Below are 16,739 nucleotides of genomic sequence, written 5' to 3'. Positions count from 1 at the left end.
ATCCATGAGCAGTGAGGCGCAGGGCGGGCGCACCGCCCAACTCAAGCACACCGGTCTGCGGCCGGGATGGACGACCGGGGCCTGCGCGACGGCGGCGACCACGGCCGCGTACACCGCGCTGCTGACCGGCGAGTTCCCCGACCCGGTGACCATCACCCTGCCCAAGGGCCAGACCCCCGCCTTCGCGCTGGCGGTGGAGGAGCTCGGCGACGGACGGGCCACGGCAGGCGTGGTCAAGGACGCGGGCGACGATCCGGACGTCACCCACGGCGCCCTGGTGCGGTCCACCGTACGGCTGCTGCCCGCGGGGTCCGGGGTGGTGTTCAAGGCGGGGCCCGGCGTGGGAACGGTGACACTCCCCGGGCTCCCGCTCGAGGTCGGAGAGCCCGCGATCAACCCCGTTCCCCGCCAGATGATGCGGGATCACATCGCGCGGGTGGCGGCGGAACACGGTGGCACCGGCGACGTCGAGATCACGGTCTCGGTGGACGACGGTGAGGAGATCGCACGTTTCACGTGGAACATTCGCCTGGGCATCCTGGGCGGAATCTCGATCCTGGGCACGACGGGCATCGTGGTGCCCTACTCCTGCTCGGCCTGGATCGACTCGATCCGCCGCGGGGTGGACGTGGCGCTCGCGGCCGGACACCGGCATGTCGCGGGGTGCACGGGCTCGACCTCGGAGAAGACGGTGGTGGCCGAGTACGGGCTGCCGGAGATCGCCCTGCTGGACATGGGTGACTTCGCGGGCGCCGTGCTGAAGTACGTGCGGCGGCATCCGGTGGAGCGGCTGACCATCTGCGGCGGGTTCGCCAAGCTGTCCAAACTGGCCGCCGGACATCTGGACCTTCACTCGGGCCGTTCCCAGGTGGACAAGCCGTTCCTGGCGCGGCTGGCACGTCAGGGGGGCGCGAGCGAGGAGCTGGCGGCCGAGATCGAGGTCGCCAACACCGGCCTCGCCGCTCTGCAGTTGTGCATGGCGGCAGGCGTCCCGCTGGGCGACCTGGTCGCGGTGGCGGCACGGGACGAGGCGCTGTCGGTGCTGCGGGGAGCTCCGGTCGCGGTGGACGTCATCTGCATCGACCGGGCGGGCGCCGTCGTGGGGCGCAGCGACCCGCGCTGAGCAGGGGCGGGCGCGACGGTGTCCGTCGCGCCCGCCCGCCCAGGGACCGGCATCCGCCGCGCCGTCGTCAGCAGGTGTGGCGGTCGCGCGCCGGGGAGTACAGATGGCTGTCGCGGAACTGCTCCGCTCCCAGGGTCCGGCCGACCATGATCACAGCCGTCCGGATCACCCCTGCCGATTTCACCTGCTCCGCGATGGAGTCCAGCGTGCCGCGCAGGATGATCTCGTCCGGGCGCGAGGCCATGGCGACCACGGCGGTCGGGCACTCGGCCCCGTAGTGCGGCAGCAGTTCGTCGACCACCCGGTCCACGTACCGCGCGGCGAGGTGCAGCACGATCAGCGCACCGCTGCGGCCCAGGGTGGCCAGGTCCTCGCCCTCGGGCATCGCCGTGGCCCGCTGGGCGATCCGGGTGAGGATCACGGTCTGACCGACCGTGGGCACCGTCAGCTCCCGCTTGAGCGCCGCTGCCGCCGCCGCGAAGGCGGGGACCCCGGGGACCACCTCGTAGGGCACGCCCGCCTCGTCGAGCCGGCGCATCTGCTCGTTCACGGCGCTGAAGACCGAGGGGTCGCCGGAGTGCAGCCGGGCGACGTCCTGGCCCTCTCCGTGGGCCCGCACCAGCTCGGCGGTGATCTGGTCGATGTCCAGCAGGGCTGTGTCCACGAGCCGGGCGTCCGAAGGGCATTCGGCGAGCAGTTCACGGGGGACCAGGCTGCCCGCGTACAGGCAGACCGGACTGGCGGCGAGGACGCGGGCGCCGCGCACCGTGATCAGGTCGGCGGCGCCGGGACCCGCGCCGATGAAGTACACGGTCATCTGTCGTCTCCTGGAGCGTGCGAGGTTTTCTGTACGGACCACTGGGTGACGGGCATGGCCTGACGCCACCCGGTGAACGTGCCTACGGGTACGGCGTGGGCCACCGCGAGGCGGACCAGCTGACCGCCGAGCCGCTTGTACCACTCGGCGAGCAGCGCCTCCGACTCCAGCGTGACCGTGTTGGCGACGAGGCGACCGCCCGGGGGCAGCGCCTCCCAGCAGGCGTCGAGCAGCCCGGGTGCGGTCAGCCCGCCCCCGATGAACACGGCGTCCGGCACCGGCAGTCCGGCCAGGGCGTCCGGTGCGCGACCGGTGACCACGCGCAGCCCGGGGACCCCGAGCCGGTCCGCGTTGCGGGCGATGCGCCGTGCCCGTTCCGGATCGCGTTCGACGGTGACGGCCCGGCAGGAGGGGTGGGCCCGCATCCATTCGGCCGCGATCGAACCGGAACCGCCGCCGACGTCCCACAGGAGTTCTCCGGGGGCGGGTGCGAGCACACCGAGTGTGGCCGCGCGGACATGGCGTTTGGTGAGCTGGCCGTCGTGTTCGTACGCCTCGTCGGGCAGACCGGGCACCGCTCCGAGGCGCAGCGCGCCGGGGGTGCTCCGGCAGTCCACCGCGATGACGTTGAGCGGGTCCCCGGGCGGGTGCTCCCAGGCGTCGGCAGTGCCGTCCAGGCAGTCCTCCGCCTCCGAGCCGAGCTGTTCCAGCACCCGGATCCGGCTGGGCCCGAAGCCTCGGTCCCGGAGCAGTGCGGCGACCGCGGCGGGCGTGGTGGCGTCCGCGGAGAGCACCAGCAGCCGGCGACCGTCGTGCAGCGCTCGCGTCAGCCGGGCCGTGGGGCGGCCGACCAGAGTGACCGTCTCGGTGTCCTCCACGGGCCAGCCGAGCCGGGCGCAGGCGTACGACACCGAGGACGGGTGCGGCAGCACGCGGAGCGCGTCGGCGCCCAGCTCCTCGGTGAGCGCCCGGCCGATGCCGTAGAACATGGGGTCGCCGCTGGCCAGCACGGCGGTCCTGCTGTCCGCGTGCGCCGCGAGCAGCGGCTGCACGGCGGGCCGCAGGGGCGAGGGCCAGGGCACGCGCCGGCCCCCGCACTCCGGCGGGAGCAGACCCAGCTGGCGCTCACCGCCGATCAGGACCTCGGCGTCCAGGAGCACCGCGCGCGCGGTCTCCGGCAGGCCCGCCCAGCCGTCGGCACCTATCCCCACGACGCTCACGGCGGACGCGGGCGCCGGGACGGCGGGAAGGGGTGATGCGGGGGACACGGCCGGCACCTCGGGGTTGGTCGGACAAGGCAGCCGAACTCTACGGGGGCCGCTTTCCGGCCCGCGCGGCGGAGTGATTTCGGAAATCCTCCCGCGTGGTGGCGAGAACCCCTCACGGGCTTCGACGTCCTCTGTGGAGGTCGCCCGCAAGGGGCGACGAGCGAGAGCCGAGGAGCGACGATGAAGTACCTCGTGATGGTCCAGGGTTCACAGGCCGACTACGCGGCCATGAGCGGCGAGTCGTCCGGCGGGAGCCCTGCCTGGAGCAAGAAGGACATGCAGGAGATGTTCGCCTTCATGGAGAGCATCAACAACGATCTGGCCGAGTCCGGTGAGATGGTCGACGCCAACGGCCTGGTCGAGCCCGCCAGGACGCGTGCGGTGCTGGCCGGCCCCGACGGCCGGCCCGTGATCACGGACGGCCCGTACGGGGAGACGAAGGAGCAGATCGCCGGGTACTGGGTGCTCGACTGCGAGAGTCTGGAGAGGGTCACCGAGATCGCCGCGCGCGTCGCCCGGTGTCCGCAGCCCGAGGGCACACCCGTCCACCCGGTCCTGATCCGGCCGATCGACGACGGCGAAGTCGCGGCCGGCCCGGAGTAGAGAAGTCGAAGCGGCGCGCTCCGCCTGGCGGCGGGCGGCGGACCACACGCTCAGCGCACCCGAGGGCCGCCGTCTGCGGATGCGTGCCGACCGTCCGCCACCGCCGCCCGCCGGGTGGGCGGGGCACCGCGGAGCGTCGCACCGAGTCGCCGATCCCCCGCTCTCTCGGAATCATCGAAGACATGACCAAGAGCGACGGCGGCAAGGCCCGCAGCGTACGGATCGCCCAGGAGCCCGCCGCGGACGAACTGCTGGGCCGCAGCCCACTGGCCGCCCTCGTCGGCATGCTGCTGGACCAGCAGGTCCCCATGGAGTGGGCGTTCACCGGCCCGTACACGCTGGCGCAGCGCATGGGGTCGGAGGATCTGGACGCCCGGAAGATCGCCGCGTACGACCCGGACGCCTTCACCGCGCTGTTCACGGAGAAGCCGGCACTGCACCGGTATCCGGGTTCCATGGCCAAGCGGGTCCAGCAGCTCTGCCGGCACCTGGTGGCCGAGTACGAGGGGCGGGCGGAAGCGGTCTGGGCGGATGCCTCGACCGGGGCCGAGCTGCTGGAACGGCTCCAGGCGCTGCCCGGTTTCGGCGCCCAGAAGGCGCAGATCTTCCTGGCCCTGCTGGGCAAGCAGTTCGGCGTACGTCCGACGGGCTGGCGGGAGGCCGCCGGGGCGTACGGCGAAGAGGGCTCGCACCGCTCGGTCGCCGACATCACCGGCCCCGACTCGCTCGCCGAGGTGCGGGCTTACAAGCAGCAGGCGAAGGCGGCGGCCAGGGCGGCGTCCCGGTCCGCATGACCGTGCCGGCCCGGCGCTCCAGGCCCTGCCCACCACCGTTCGCACCGGAAGGACACCCGTGTACGCGACCCGTCGCAGAGCCGTGGCCGTCGTCGCCGCCACCGCCCTGACAGCACCGCTCCTCCTCGCCGCGTCCCCGGACCCCGGCCAGGCGCCGCCCGATCCGGCGGAGAACGCCGCCGCGCTCTCACGGCACCTGGTCGACCGCTCGTCCGCCGAGGACGCCCACCGGCACCTGGAACGGTTCCAGGCCATCGCCGACGAGGCGGAGGGCCACCGCGCGGCCGGCTCACCCGGATACGACGCCTCCGCCGCGTACGTCCGACAGCTGCTCCGGAAGGCCGGGTACCGGGTCGAACGGCAGGCCTTCGACTTCGTCTACACCGAGACCCGCGCCGAGAAGTTCTCCGTGGTCTCCCCCGCACCGCGTGAGGTCTCGATCCGGGCGATGACGTACACGGCCTCCACCGGCGAGGGCGGCATCACCGCCGCCCTCGCCGCCGTCCCCGCCGACGACACCACCGGCTGCGAGGCTGCCGACTACGCACCGGACGGCTTCACCGGCAGGATCGCCCTCATCAAGCGGGGCGGCTGCTCCTTCGCCCAGAAGCAGGCGGCCGCGGCGGCGGCGGGCGCGACCGGCGCGGTGATCTGGAACAACACCGAAGGGGCCCTCTCCGGCACCCTCGGCGACGCGGAGGCGGGAAAGATCCCCACCGGCGGAGTCACCCAGGACGAGGGGAAGAAGCTCGTGGCGGACCTCGCGAAGGGCGAGGTGAAGGTCTCCCTGGAGATCCGTGAGTTCCGCGAGGAGCGCACCACCCACAACGTCGTCGCCGAGACCGCCGAAGGTGACGCCGCGAGGACGGTCATGCTCGGGGCGCACCTCGACTCCGTCACCGACGGCCCCGGCATCAACGACAACGGGTCGGGCGCGGCCGGGCTGCTCGAAGTCGCCCTGAAGCTGGCCGGGTCCGGCCGTACCCCTGCCAACAAGCTGCGGTTCGCCTGGTGGTCGGCGGAGGAGAACGGCCTGCTCGGCTCGGAGGCGTACCTCGCGCAACTCCCGGCGGCACAGCGCGAGAAAATCGCGCTCTACCTCAACTTCGACATGATCGCCTCCCCGAACGGGGCGCAGTTCGTCCTCGACGGCGACGACTCGGACGGTGAGGGCGAAGGGCCGGGCCCCGCCGGCTCCGACCTGCTGGAGCGTGACATCAACGCGTTCCTGGACGGCGAGGGCAAGCCGCACACCGGCACGGACTTCACCGGGCGCTCCGACTACGGGCCGTTCATCGAGGCGGGGATCCCGTCCGGCGGGACGGACACGGGCGCCGAGGGCATCAAGACGGCCGCCGAGGCCGAGACGTACGGCGGAAAGGCCGGTGTCGCGTACGACCCCTGCTACCACGCGGCGTGCGACGACCTGGACAACATCGGCACGGGGCACTTCGACACCAACATCGACGTGATCGCCCACCTGGCGGGCACCTACGCCTACGACCTGGGCTCCCTGCCCCGACGCGCTCCGGCGGCGCCCGCCACCGGCGAGCCCCGCGGCGGCGGCGTGCCGCGGGAGGGGCACCCTCACGGCGTCACCGGGTAGCCGCGCCCGGTGCTCCGCGGACGGCCGGCCGCGACCGGGAGGCCGCCGCGCGGCAATCCGGCGCACCCTCACGCACCTGCCTCACCGACATGACGGAGCGCGCGACGCTTGATGCCGGTACATCACGTTTTGGTGAGCGGCGCAGTCTGTTCCCCGGCTGCGCCAAGAGCCCCTTGCCCGGTAGGCTTTCCGTGTGATCTTCAAGCGCATCGGAAATGGTCGGCCATATCCCGACCACGGCCGGGAAAGCACCCGACAGTGGGCGGATGTCGCGCCGCGTCCGGTCCGCCTGGACCAGCTGGTGACCACCAAGGGCCAGCTCGACCTCGAGACCCTGCTCGCCGAGGACTCCACGTTCTACGGCGACCTGTTCGCCCACGTCGTGAAGTGGCAGGGCGACCTCTACCTCGAGGACGGGCTGCACCGTGCCGTGCGGGCCGCCCTGCAGCAGCGCCAGGTGCTGCACGCACGCGTGCTCGAGATGGGCTGAACCCGCCACTCCCACCCGTGGAGCATTTCGGGCCTTTCGGGTGCTTTTATGCTCGTACGGGTGCCATAGGTTGATCGTTTAGTAGGCATCATCACCAGGTCGCACTACGCTGCGCCCATGAGCATGCTGACCCCTCCCGGCATGGGCGGAAAGTACCGCATCACGGGTAACACGTATCCCCGCATGCGCCGCCCCCGCCATCGCCGCAAGCTGGTCCTCTCGGTGACCGCCGCCGTGGTGGCCCTCGGGCTGGCCGGCTGGGGCACACTCCAGATCGTCGACGTCTTCACCGGCGGCAACAAGCAGGCCAACGCGGCGGACCGCCCGAAGGTCTGCCCCTCCCCGAGCGCCACGGCCGCCGCGAAGGTTCTCCCGAAGCCGGCCGCGATCAAGGTCAACATCTACAACGCGACGCCCCGCAGCGGGCTGGCCAAGGCCGCCGCGGACGAGTTGAAGAAGCGCGGCTTCGCCATCGGCAAGGTGGACAACGCCCCGGCCGCCTACGACAAGAAGGTGCCCGGCGCCGGCATGCTGCTCGGCGGCCCGGCGGCCATGAACGGCTCCTTCCCGGTGCTCGCCACACAGCTGCCGGGGGCCGCACAGAAGACCGACGCCCGCAGGACGGCCGACGTCGATCTGATCATCGGTACGAAGTTCAAGGCGTTCAGCACCCCCGCGGCGGCGGCGACGGCGCTCACGGCCCTCACGAAGCCCGCCCCGGCACCGTCCTCCTGCTGAGGCCTCAGGACGGGCGCGGGGCGGCGGAACCGGGCCGGGATCTCCCGGGCCGGCCGACGGGAAGGCTCCCGGTCAGTCGGCGGTGCCGTACATGCGGTCACCGGCGTCACCGAGTCCCGGCACGATGTAGCCGTTCTCGTTGAGCCGCTCGTCCACCGAGGCGGTGACGACCGTGACCGGCGTGCCGGCCAGCTCGCGCTCCATGACCTCGACACCCTCGGGCGCCGCGAGCAGCACGACCGCGGTGACGTCGTCCGCACCACGCTTGATCAGCTCACGGATGGCCGCGACGAGGGTGCCGCCGGTGGCCAGCATCGGGTCCAGGACGTAGACCTGACGGCCGGAGAGGTCCTCGGGCATCCGCGTGGCGTACGTCTCCGCCTGGAGCGTCTCCTCGTTGCGGATCATGCCCAGGAAGCCGACCTCGGCGGTGGGGAGCAGCCGCACCATGCCGTCCAGCATGCCGAGCCCGGCGCGCAGGATCGGGACGACCAGCGGGCGCGGATGCGACAGCTTCACACCGGTCGTGGGCGTCACCGGGGTCTCGATGTCGACCTGCTCGGTCCGCACATCCCTGGTGGCCTCGTACGCGAGGAGGGTGACCAGCTCGTCGGCGAGCCGCCGGAAGGTCGGGGAGTCGGTGCGCTTGTCGCGCAGTGTGGTGAGTTTGTGCGCCACCAGCGGGTGGTCGACGACGTGGATCCGCATGCCGTCAACAGTAACCGGGCCCCGGCCGGGCTTCCCGCCAGTCTGCACTGGCATCAAGCAGCTGTTCGGAGGGAAGGTGGGTCCATACGGACCCAGGCTTGGGGTGGTGTGTGGATTGCCCGACGGGGAGCAGCGGAATCAGCGGCAGGCCGGACGCGACGCGCGCGACCTGCCCGACGCTCCGGACGATGTGCCGGACGCGCAGGAGAGTGAAGCGGCGCGCCGGAGACGCAGGGCGCAGTTCCTCCGTGAGCTCCACGAGGCGAAGCAGTTGCGCGACCGCGTGCAGCCGCGCCGGGCCCGGGCGGCCCGTATGCGCCAACAGATGCGCATGCGGACGTTCCGCTGGTGAGGCCGTCCCCGGGGGCGGCCGGACCACCCTCCCTAGGCGCCGCTGGAGCACAAACGGCGGACACGCACTCGGGTAACTGATGCCGACGCAACGGTCGAAGAGGTCTCGCATCGCGCTCGTTTCTGCCACGATGCCGATTGGGCGGGGCCCAGAGCAGCCGGACGACCGACTGCCCTCCCGTCGGACCGAATCGCCTAAGACCAGTGGGAGAGTCACGGTGTACTTCGCCGCACTGCTCGCGCGCACCGAAGACGGGTGGGAAGCGAGCGATACGGAGCTCGACGACGTGGAGACCCTGTCCGACCTGACGGATCTGGCCCATGAGGCCTCGGTGGACGAGGACACGGTCCTGGTCTACATCGAGCAGGAGGACGCCTGGTTCGGCGTCGTCCGGGTGGACGGTGAGGAGGACCCCCGTATCTACGTGTCGGACGCGTCCGCCGCCGCCCGCTCCTCGTACGGGGAGATCCTGCTCACCGACGAACTGCTCGGCCGTGAACCGGGGGCCGAGGACGAGATCGCCGCACTCGAGGAACTCGTCGACCTCGACGGTACGGAGGGCGACGAGCCCGACGAGACCCCGTCCGATGCCGGCAGCGCCCGCGACGCCGTCACCGAAACCGACCTGGACCACGACCCCGACGCCGTACCGGCGGGGCCGCTCGGCGATCTCGGGCTCCTCGCGGACCTCGGGCTGTCCGAGAAGGATCTGCTGACCCTGCGCACCGACGCACTCGTGGAGATCGCGGACGCGCTCGGGGCATCCGAGGTCCTGGAGTCCGTCCGTTAGGGTCCGCGGGTGACCGCTCCACCACCCACCCCCTCCTCACCGCCTCCCCCCGACCCCGTTCGGGACCCGTGGCAGGCACCCATGCGCCAGGCCCTCGACGAGGCCGCGCAGGCGGCGTCGGCCGGCGATGTGCCGGTCGGCGCCGTCGTGCTGGGCCCGGACGGCGCCCTGCTCGCCACGGGCCACAACGAGCGCGAGGCGTCCCACGACCCGACGGCGCACGCCGAGGTGCTCGCCCTGCGCCGTGCCGCCGCCGCCCTCGGATCCTGGCGGCTGACCGGCTGCACCCTGGTCGTCACCCTGGAGCCCTGCACGATGTGCGCGGGCGCGCTCGTCCAGTCCCGGGTCGCCCGGGTGGTCTACGGGGCCCGGGACGAGAAGGCCGGCGCGGCGGGTTCGCTCTGGGACGTCGTACGCGACCGCAGGCTGAACCATCGGCCCGAGGTGATCCACGGCGTCCTGGAGGACCTCTGCGCGGACCTGCTGACGGCGTTCTTCCGGGAACGCTGAGGGCACCCGGAGGGCGCTCGCGGCCCTCTCCGGGAATCGGATTTCGGACCAGGGGCCGGCATGGTCTAAGCTCTCTCTCGGTAGCGTGTCCGAGCGGCCGAAGGAGCTCGCCTCGAAAGCGAGTGTGGGGAAACTCACCGAGGGTTCAAATCCCTCCGCTACCGCAGCGAGATGAAGGGACCGACCCGTCAGGGTCGGTCCCTTCACTGCGTTCCGGGCGGCTTTCGGGGCCTTCAACCCCGCCCTAAATAATTTTGCAGGCTGTGCATCTTTGCCTACTATGCACGTTGTGCCGAAGACGAGGACATCCGCACCCGGGCTTCGGGAGCGCAAGAAGCAGGCCACGCGCAGGGCCCTTGCCGAGGCCGCCGTGCGGCTCGCCGCCGAGCACGGGGTCGAGAACGTCACCGTCGAGGCCATCAGCGAGGCCGCAGGCGTCTCACCGCGTACGTTCTTCAACTACTTCCCCAGCCACGACGACGCGTTCGTCCTGGTCGACGACGAGGTGGGCGAGCGGATCAGGGAGTCCGTGCGCCGCGCTCCCGCCGACCGGCCGCCGCTCGACGTCGTGCGCGAGGCCCTCGTCACCGAGCTGGACGGGTTCGAGGCCCGTCAGGAGCTGTGGGCCCTCCAGTCCAAGGTGCTCCAGCGGTCACCGCACCTCATCCACCGCGGCCTCAAGGCCCACGTGGCCGAGGAACGGGCTCTGGCCGTCGCCATCACCGACTGGCTCGACGCCACGCGGCCGGGCACGGAGGGGCCCTCCGGCACCGATCTCTTCGCCCGCCTGCTCGCCGCCGTCACCCAGACCGCCCTGCGGGTCGCCATCGAGCACTGGTGCGACCACCCCGGCGAGAACGTACTCGCGAACACCTTCCAGGAGGTCTTCGCCCAGCTGGCGCAAGGCCTCCCGCGGCCGTCGGCGTAGTCCGTCCGGCCTCCGGTGAGCCCCACGCGCCACCGATCCTGCTCAGCCACAGAACCGAAGAAGGACACCGTGACCGCAACCGAGGCGCCCGAGCAGGCGCCCACCTCCATGTCCAACCGTCAGATACTGCAGGCGATGTCCGGCCTGATGGCGGGCATGTTCGTCGCCATCCTCGCGGGCACGGTCGTCGCCAACGCCCTGCCGAGGATCATCGCCGACCTCGGTGCGAGCCAGTCCTCGTACACCTGGGTCGTGACCTCCGAACTGCTCGCGATGACGGCCACCGTGCCGCTCTGGGGCAAGCTCGCCGACCTGTTCAACCAGAAGCTGCTGCTCCAGCTCTCACTCGGTCTGTTCGTGGTCGGTTCCCTCGTGGCCGGCTTCTCCCAGGACGTCGTGACCCTGATCATCAGCCGCGTCATCCAGGGCATCGGCGCCGGTGGTCTGACGGCGCTGGCCCAGATCGTGATGGCCGCCATCATCCCGCCCCGCCGGCTCGGCAAGTACGCCGGCATCTTCGGCGCGGTGTTCGCCGTGGGCACGGTCGCCGGACCGCTGATCGGCGGTGTCCTCGTGGACACCTCCTGGCTCGGCTGGCGCTGGTGCTTCTTCATCGGTGTGCCGTTCGCACTGGCCGGGATCGTGCTGCTGCAGCGCACCCTGAAGCTGCCGACCGTGCGCCGTCAGGTCAGGATCGACTGGCTGGGCGCCTTCCTGATCGTCGCCGGTGTCTGCGCGCTGCTGATCTGGACGTCGCTCGCGGGCAACAGCTTCGACTGGGCGTCCTGGCAGACGGCCGCGCTGGTCACCACCGGCGTGGTGTTCCTGGTGGCGGCGGTCTTCGTCGAGTCCAGGGCCGCGGAGCCGATCATCCCGCTGGACATCTTCCGCAACCGCACGGTGTCGCTCACGACCCTGGCGAGCTTCTTCGTCGGTATCGCGATGTTCGCCGGGACCGTGTTCCTCTCCCAGTACTTCCAGATCTCGCTGGGCAAGTCCCCGACCGTCGCGGGCCTCATGAGCCTCCCGCTCATCGGTGGTCTGCTGGTCTCCTCGACCGTCGCCGGGCAGATCATCTCCGCCACCGGCAAGTGGAAGATCTACCTCGTCGCGGGTGGCGTCGTCATGACGGCCGGCCTCGGCCTGCTCTCGACCATCGACGCGGACACGCACTTCGGTCTGCTCAGCGTCTACATGGCCTTCATGGGCATCGGCGTCGGCATGCTGATGCAGAACCTCGTGCTCGCCGCGCAGAACGACGTCCCGGCGCACGAGCTGGGCGCGGCGACCTCGGTGCTGTCCTTCTTCCGCAGCCTCGGCGGCACCATCGGCACCAGCGTGCTCGGCGCGATCCTCGCCAACCGGGTGGCCAGCGAGATGACCAAGGGGCTCGCGGAGAACGGCATCCCGGCGACCGGCGGCGGACACAGCAGTGCCGTGCCCGACATGACCACGCTGCCCGAGCCGTTGAAGAACATCGTCGAGCACGCCTACGGCGTCGCGACCGGCGACCTCTTCCTCATCGCCACCCCGTTCGCCTTCCTCGGACTCGTCGCGGTGCTCTTCATCAAGGAGAAGCCCCTCAAGACGACGAGCGGCATGGAACGCCTGGCCGCCGAGGACGCCGCGGTGGTCACCGCCGCCACCGTCCCGGCGCCCCGCGACGGTTCCGCCCCCGGCACGGTCGGCCTGAAGAAGGACTGACCCGGACGGACGGCACGAAGGGCCCGGCGCTGTGCGCCGGGCCCTTCGTACGTGAGGTCGGGGGAAGCGGCATCGGGGGGACAAGCCGCTTCCCCCGGTGAGAACGGGGACCGGAGGTCTCCGCCGCGGTCAGGGGGGAAGCACGCGGTGGGAACCTCGTGGAGGTCCCGTTCCTGGGTCCGCGCATTCCTGCCGGTACGGCGGACCCACTGCCCATACTCCCTCCTGCCGTAAGCCGCGCCTGCCGACAAAGGACCCGAATCGACGGGTCCTTGGACCCTAAAAGCCACATCAGTGATCGCGAACGGCCAGCGGATACGGCCGTTCGTGCGGCTAGAATCACCCGACTGCACAGGTGATCGAAGGGGAGGGGCGGGGCTGTGGTGCAAGCGAGGAAGATCGCGCTCTACATGATTGTGGTCTTCGTGCTGTACACGATCATCACCTCTCCGGAGCGGAGCGCCGACCTCGTTCAAATAGGGTTCGAGGGTGTTTCGAGCGCCGCCCAGGGCGTCGGAGACTTCATGTCCGAGCTCGTGAAGTAGGAGAACCACCATGATCCGCCACCTGGTCCTGTTCAAGCTGAACGACGGCGTCGAGCGGGACGACCCGCGGGTCGTCGCGGGCGCGGAGGCCTTCCGGGAGCTGGGCGGGAAGATCCCCGAGCTGGAGTTCTGGGAGTGCGCCTGGAACATCACCGACCGGCCGATCGCCTACGACTTCGCCATCAACTCGGCGGTGGCCGACGAGGACGCGCTCCTGCGGTACATCGAGCACCCCGACCACCAGGCCGCGGCCGGACAGTGGCGCGCGTTCGCCACTTGGGTGATCGCCGACTACCCCTTCTGACTCTTTCGGATCTCCGGCCCCACCGGCCCCTCCCCGTGCGGGGAGGGGCTTTTCGTCATGTTTAAACCCCAACACCCCCAACACGGATCCATGCGGTGCTTGCACACAGTGGACATGTCTTGTGATGCTATGACCGCTTTTGACGGATGAGTTGACCGTAGTTGACCGCAAAGGGGTGGCGACACCGTGCCGGCCAGTACAGCGCCTCAAGTCCCGCCCCAGAACGTCCAGACGGACGACATCCAGACCGAGACCCCCGACCCCGCCGCGCCCGCCAGGACCCGGGGCGCCGACACCCGGGCACTGACCCAGGTCCTGTTCGGCCGCCTCAAGGGCCTCGAACCCGGCACCACGGAGCACCACAGGGTGCGCACCGCGCTGATCGAGGCGAACCTGCCGCTCGTACGCTACGCGGCGGCCCGTTTCCGCAGCCGCAACGAGCCGATGGAGGACGTGGTCCAGGTCGGCACCATCGGCCTGATCAACGCCATCGACCGCTTCGACCCGGAACGCGGCGTCCAGTTCCCCACGTTCGCCATGCCCACGGTGGTCGGCGAGATCAAGCGCTACTTCCGGGACAACGTACGGACCGTGCACGTGCCGCGGCGGCTGCACGAGCTCTGGGTCCAGGTCACCGGCGCCACCGAGGACCTGACGACCGCTCACGGCCGCTCGCCGACCACGGGGGAGATCGCCGAGCGCCTGAAGATCTCCGAGGACGAGGTCCTCGCCTGCATCGAGGCCGGCCGCTCGTACCACGCGACCTCGCTGGAAGCCGCCCAGGAGGGCGACGGGCTGCCCGGACTGCTGGACCGGCTCGGCTACGAGGACCCGGCCCTCGCCGGGGTCGAACACCGCGACCTGGTACGGCACCTGCTCGTACAGCTGCCCGAGCGCGAGCAGCGGATCCTGCTGCTGCGCTACTACAACAACCTGACGCAGTCGCAGATCAGTGCCGAACTGGGCGTCTCCCAGATGCATGTGTCAAGGCTTCTGGCCAGAAGTTTCGCCCGTCTGCGATCAGCAAACAGGATCGAAGCGTAGTCAGAACGGGTAGACCCCACGAGGGCTGGATCCGGGGGCGTAAAAGCCGCACACCCCCTGTTTCCTGCACGGTTTCGCCGCTGACTTGTCGACATGTCACTACAGCGTGTTGCCGACATGTGACATTCTGCTGGAACCGCGTTTGCCGCAGCTCCACCTCCGGTATTCAGGTGGAGGCTGCGTTCCTCCGATGGTCGTGGCCACCGCGACCGTCCGCGACCTCAAGGGGGTGGCATGTCCACAGAACAGGGCAGCTCGAAGGTGCTCACGCTCACGAAGAGCGTGCCGGCACCCGCCGTGCTCACCAGCTCGCCGGAAGCCATCGACACCCGCACCCTGTCCCGCTCCCTGTTCCTGCGGCTTGCCGCACTGGGCCCCGCCTCGGGTCCCGACGGAACGGACAGCCCCGAGCGGGCCTATGTGCGGGACACACTCATCGAGCTCAACCTCCCGCTGGTGCGGTACGCGGCGGCACGGTTCCGGAGCCGTAACGAACCCATGGAGGACATCGTCCAGGTCGGGACGATCGGCCTGATCAAGGCGATCGACCGCTTCGACTGCGAACGGGGCGTGGAGTTCCCGACGTTCGCGATGCCGACCGTCGTGGGGGAGATCAAGCGCTTCTTCCGCGACACCTCGTGGTCCGTGCGGGTGCCGCGCCGGCTCCAGGAGCTGCGGCTCGCCCTCACCAAGACCAGCGACGAGCTCGCCCAGAAGCTCGACCGTTCGCCGACGGTGCCGGAGCTGGCCAAGGCGCTCGGGGTCTCCGAGGAGGACGTGGTCGACGGCCTGGCCGTGGGCAACGCCTACACGGCCTCGTCCCTGGACTCCCCGTCCCCCGAGGACGACGGCGGCGAGGGCTCGCTGGCGGACCGCCTGGGATACGAGGACGCGGCGCTGGAGGGCGTGGAGTACCGCGAGTCGCTGAAGCCGCTGCTGGCCAAGCTCGCCCCGCGCGAGCGGCAGATCATCATGCTGCGCTTCTTCGCCAACATGACGCAGTCGCAGATCGGCGAGGAGGTCGGCATCTCGCAGATGCACGTCTCCCGGCTGCTGACCCGGACGCTCACCCAGCTCAGGGAGGGGCTCATCGCCGACTGACCCCGTGCGGGGTCCGTACGGACGGCTCACCGAGGCTCACCGGCCGCCGGGGAAGAACGACAGCCTCCCCGGCGGCCTCGCCGTGTCCGGGAGGCCCCTACCGCGCCGGGAAGGCGAACGCTCCCGCGCCGACGGGGCGGCACGGGAGCGGTGCGGGCAGGCGGCGTACACATGACGTGGACGCCGGGGCGGGCCCTCGGACCCCGGACGGGGCGACGGGACCCGCCGGTGACGGGTCGGTCAGCCGAGTGCGAGCCAGGCGACGGCGCCGAGGACGAGGACGACCGCGACGATCGCGAGGATCACCCCGTTCTTCGAGCCGGACGAGGTCGCGGCGGGCTGCGGACCGCGCTGCGGCTCGCCCTCGTCGACGAAGGCGCGGAACATCTGCGTGCTGCCCGCCGGGTCGTGAGTGCCCTCGGGGCCCGGCTGCGGGGCGTGGGGGTTGTGTGCCATGGTCCAGGACCCTAGCGAACCCGGGCCTTCCGCCCAACCCCCGGGCCCCCGGCGGTCGATGCTCCTCCTCCGCCTCCACGCGCCGCCCGGCGGTCCGCCGACGCGTTCCGCACCGCTCCCACGACCCCGGCCAGGGGCCGCGCACCGTGACGGGGAACACAGTCGGCGTGGCCCACCCCCCGTGCGCTGCACGCTTGACCGGGCCCCTACGCAGCCTTTTGCGTTCCTTTACTTCTGCAAGCCCCATTTCGTTTGCCTGCGGCAACCAACTGCTTCTATCGTTGCCCTAAGCAACAAGATGACCTCGCGAGACGTCCTGGAGGGTCAGTGGCAGCACGGAGCCAGTACGAAGAACTGGCCCGGCAGCTCAGCGCCGTCGGAGCCGTCAAACGGGGGCTCGTCCGCATCCTGCCCGCCGAGTGCCCCGGTGGCTCCGCCGGCGTGCTGACGCTGCTGGCCAGGTACGGCGAGATGCGGATCACCCGGCTCGCCGAACTCCTGTCCGTCAACATGTCGGTGACCAGCCGTCATGTGACTCACGCGGTGGAGAGCGGCTGGGTCGAGCGGTTCGCGGACCCGGCGGACAAGCGGTCCCGCATCCTGCGGCTGACCCCCGCGGGCGAGGAACTGCTCGACGAGCTGACCCGGCGGACCACGGAGATGTTCGCCCACAACCTCATCGACTGGTCCGACGAAGACGTCGGACAGCTCAACACGTTGTTGTCCCGGCTGCGCGACAGCTTCTCCTGCCGCGGCTCCGGAGGGTGTCCCCCCGGAAAGCACAGCGGCGACTGCCGCGCCGGGCACGCCGACGACGCACACACCCGTACACCTGTGTAACAGAAGCAAAGACAAGGA

At 70.9% G+C, this 16,739-nt stretch carries 20 protein-coding genes and 1 tRNA gene; 17 read left to right on the top strand and 4 right to left on the bottom strand.

What is annotated here, in order from left to right:
- Window positions 1–4 precede the first annotated feature (4 nt).
- On the top strand, window positions 5–1,123 hold the full coding sequence (locus IA22_RS0108040; protein WP_030123143.1) for a cobalt-precorrin-5B (C(1))-methyltransferase: 1,119 nt from the start codon (window positions 5–7) through the stop codon (window positions 1,121–1,123).
- 67 nt (window positions 1,124–1,190) lie between these two features.
- Here IA22_RS0108040 and cobM read toward each other — a convergent pair whose 3' ends face one another.
- Complete coding sequence (gene cobM, locus IA22_RS0108035) at window positions 1,191–1,940, bottom strand: precorrin-4 C(11)-methyltransferase (protein WP_030123142.1); 750 nt, start codon at window positions 1,938–1,940, stop codon at window positions 1,191–1,193.
- A complete protein-coding gene (locus IA22_RS0108030) occupies window positions 1,937–3,208 on the bottom strand; it encodes a bifunctional cobalt-precorrin-7 (C(5))-methyltransferase/cobalt-precorrin-6B (C(15))-methyltransferase (protein ID WP_030123141.1) in 1,272 nt (423 codons plus the stop codon). Before IA22_RS0108030 ends, cobM begins: the two co-directional genes overlap by 4 nt.
- A gap of 180 nt (window positions 3,209–3,388) precedes the next feature.
- Between IA22_RS0108030 and IA22_RS0108025 the strand changes: the two genes are divergently transcribed.
- From IA22_RS0108025 to IA22_RS0108000, 5 genes are all read left to right on the top strand, one after another.
- Window positions 3,389–3,811, top strand: a complete 423-nt coding sequence (locus IA22_RS0108025) for a YciI family protein (protein WP_030123140.1) — start codon at window positions 3,389–3,391, stop codon at window positions 3,809–3,811.
- Window positions 3,812–3,993: 182 nt separating this feature from the next.
- Window positions 3,994–4,605: an HhH-GPD-type base excision DNA repair protein gene (locus tag IA22_RS0108015; protein WP_030123139.1), complete on the top strand. Its 612-nt coding sequence runs from the start codon at window positions 3,994–3,996 to the stop codon at window positions 4,603–4,605.
- Between the two features lie 58 nt (window positions 4,606–4,663).
- Window positions 4,664–6,211, top strand: a complete 1,548-nt coding sequence (locus tag IA22_RS0108010) for a M20/M25/M40 family metallo-hydrolase (protein WP_030123138.1) — start codon at window positions 4,664–4,666, stop codon at window positions 6,209–6,211.
- Window positions 6,212–6,404: 193 nt separating this feature from the next.
- Complete coding sequence (locus IA22_RS0108005; protein ID WP_014155093.1) at window positions 6,405–6,701, top strand: type II toxin-antitoxin system VapB family antitoxin; 297 nt, start codon at window positions 6,405–6,407, stop codon at window positions 6,699–6,701.
- Between the two features lie 141 nt (window positions 6,702–6,842).
- Window positions 6,843–7,439 (top strand): LytR C-terminal domain-containing protein, encoded by a 597-nt coding sequence (locus IA22_RS0108000; protein WP_030123137.1) that lies wholly within the window; start codon window positions 6,843–6,845, stop codon window positions 7,437–7,439.
- A gap of 72 nt (window positions 7,440–7,511) precedes the next feature.
- Here the strand turns inward: IA22_RS0108000 and upp are convergent, their stop codons facing one another.
- Entirely contained in the window at window positions 7,512–8,147 is a 636-nt protein-coding gene (gene upp / locus IA22_RS0107995) for a uracil phosphoribosyltransferase (protein ID WP_014155095.1), read from the bottom strand.
- Between the two features lie 115 nt (window positions 8,148–8,262).
- Here upp and IA22_RS0107990 point away from each other — a divergent pair, with 115 nt between their 5' ends.
- The 10 genes from IA22_RS0107990 (at window position 8,263) to IA22_RS0107945 (ending at window position 15,425) form a co-directional block, all read left to right on the top strand.
- Window positions 8,263–8,499: a hypothetical protein gene (locus IA22_RS0107990; protein ID WP_030123136.1), complete on the top strand. Its 237-nt coding sequence runs from the start codon at window positions 8,263–8,265 to the stop codon at window positions 8,497–8,499.
- A gap of 217 nt (window positions 8,500–8,716) precedes the next feature.
- Complete coding sequence (locus tag IA22_RS0107985; protein ID WP_014155097.1) at window positions 8,717–9,289, top strand: tRNA adenosine deaminase-associated protein; 573 nt, start codon at window positions 8,717–8,719, stop codon at window positions 9,287–9,289.
- Between the two features lie 81 nt (window positions 9,290–9,370).
- Complete coding sequence (gene tadA / locus IA22_RS0107980; RefSeq protein ID WP_014155098.1) at window positions 9,371–9,799, top strand: tRNA adenosine(34) deaminase TadA; 429 nt, start codon at window positions 9,371–9,373, stop codon at window positions 9,797–9,799.
- 79 nt (window positions 9,800–9,878) lie between these two features.
- Window positions 9,879–9,963 (top strand) — tRNA-Ser (locus IA22_RS0107975).
- Window positions 9,964–10,079: 116 nt separating this feature from the next.
- The gene (locus tag IA22_RS0107970) at window positions 10,080–10,727 is read left to right on the top strand and encodes a TetR/AcrR family transcriptional regulator (RefSeq protein ID WP_014155099.1); all 648 of its coding nucleotides are present in this window, start codon (window positions 10,080–10,082) and stop codon (window positions 10,725–10,727) included.
- A gap of 108 nt (window positions 10,728–10,835) precedes the next feature.
- The gene (locus IA22_RS0107965) at window positions 10,836–12,431 is read left to right on the top strand and encodes an MDR family MFS transporter (protein ID WP_086010459.1); all 1,596 of its coding nucleotides are present in this window, start codon (window positions 10,836–10,838) and stop codon (window positions 12,429–12,431) included.
- Window positions 12,432–12,811: 380 nt separating this feature from the next.
- On the top strand, window positions 12,812–12,976 hold the full coding sequence (locus IA22_RS37070; protein ID WP_014155101.1) for a hypothetical protein: 165 nt from the start codon (window positions 12,812–12,814) through the stop codon (window positions 12,974–12,976).
- 10 nt (window positions 12,977–12,986) lie between these two features.
- The gene (locus IA22_RS0107955) at window positions 12,987–13,280 is read left to right on the top strand and encodes a Dabb family protein (RefSeq protein ID WP_014155102.1); all 294 of its coding nucleotides are present in this window, start codon (window positions 12,987–12,989) and stop codon (window positions 13,278–13,280) included.
- Between the two features lie 186 nt (window positions 13,281–13,466).
- Entirely contained in the window at window positions 13,467–14,324 is an 858-nt protein-coding gene (locus tag IA22_RS0107950) for an RNA polymerase sigma factor SigF (protein WP_014155103.1), read from the top strand.
- Between the two features lie 234 nt (window positions 14,325–14,558).
- The gene (locus IA22_RS0107945; protein ID WP_014155104.1) at window positions 14,559–15,425 is read left to right on the top strand and encodes an RNA polymerase sigma factor SigF; all 867 of its coding nucleotides are present in this window, start codon (window positions 14,559–14,561) and stop codon (window positions 15,423–15,425) included.
- A 240-nt stretch (window positions 15,426–15,665) separates the two neighbouring features.
- Here IA22_RS0107945 and IA22_RS0107940 read toward each other — a convergent pair whose 3' ends face one another.
- Window positions 15,666–15,881, bottom strand: coding sequence for a hypothetical protein (locus tag IA22_RS0107940; RefSeq protein WP_014155105.1), 216 nt, complete (start codon window positions 15,879–15,881; stop codon window positions 15,666–15,668).
- A 327-nt stretch (window positions 15,882–16,208) separates the two neighbouring features.
- On the opposite strand from IA22_RS0107940, the gene IA22_RS0107935 reads away from it, so the two are divergent.
- A complete protein-coding gene (locus IA22_RS0107935; RefSeq protein ID WP_014155106.1) occupies window positions 16,209–16,721 on the top strand; it encodes a MarR family winged helix-turn-helix transcriptional regulator in 513 nt (170 codons plus the stop codon).
- Window positions 16,722–16,739 lie beyond the last annotated feature (18 nt).

Source organism: Kitasatospora papulosa, from assembly GCF_000717245.1.
Lineage (GTDB): Bacteria > Actinomycetota > Actinomycetes > Streptomycetales > Streptomycetaceae > Streptomyces > Streptomyces papulosus.
This window is presented reverse-complemented; position numbering and strand designations above follow the sequence as displayed.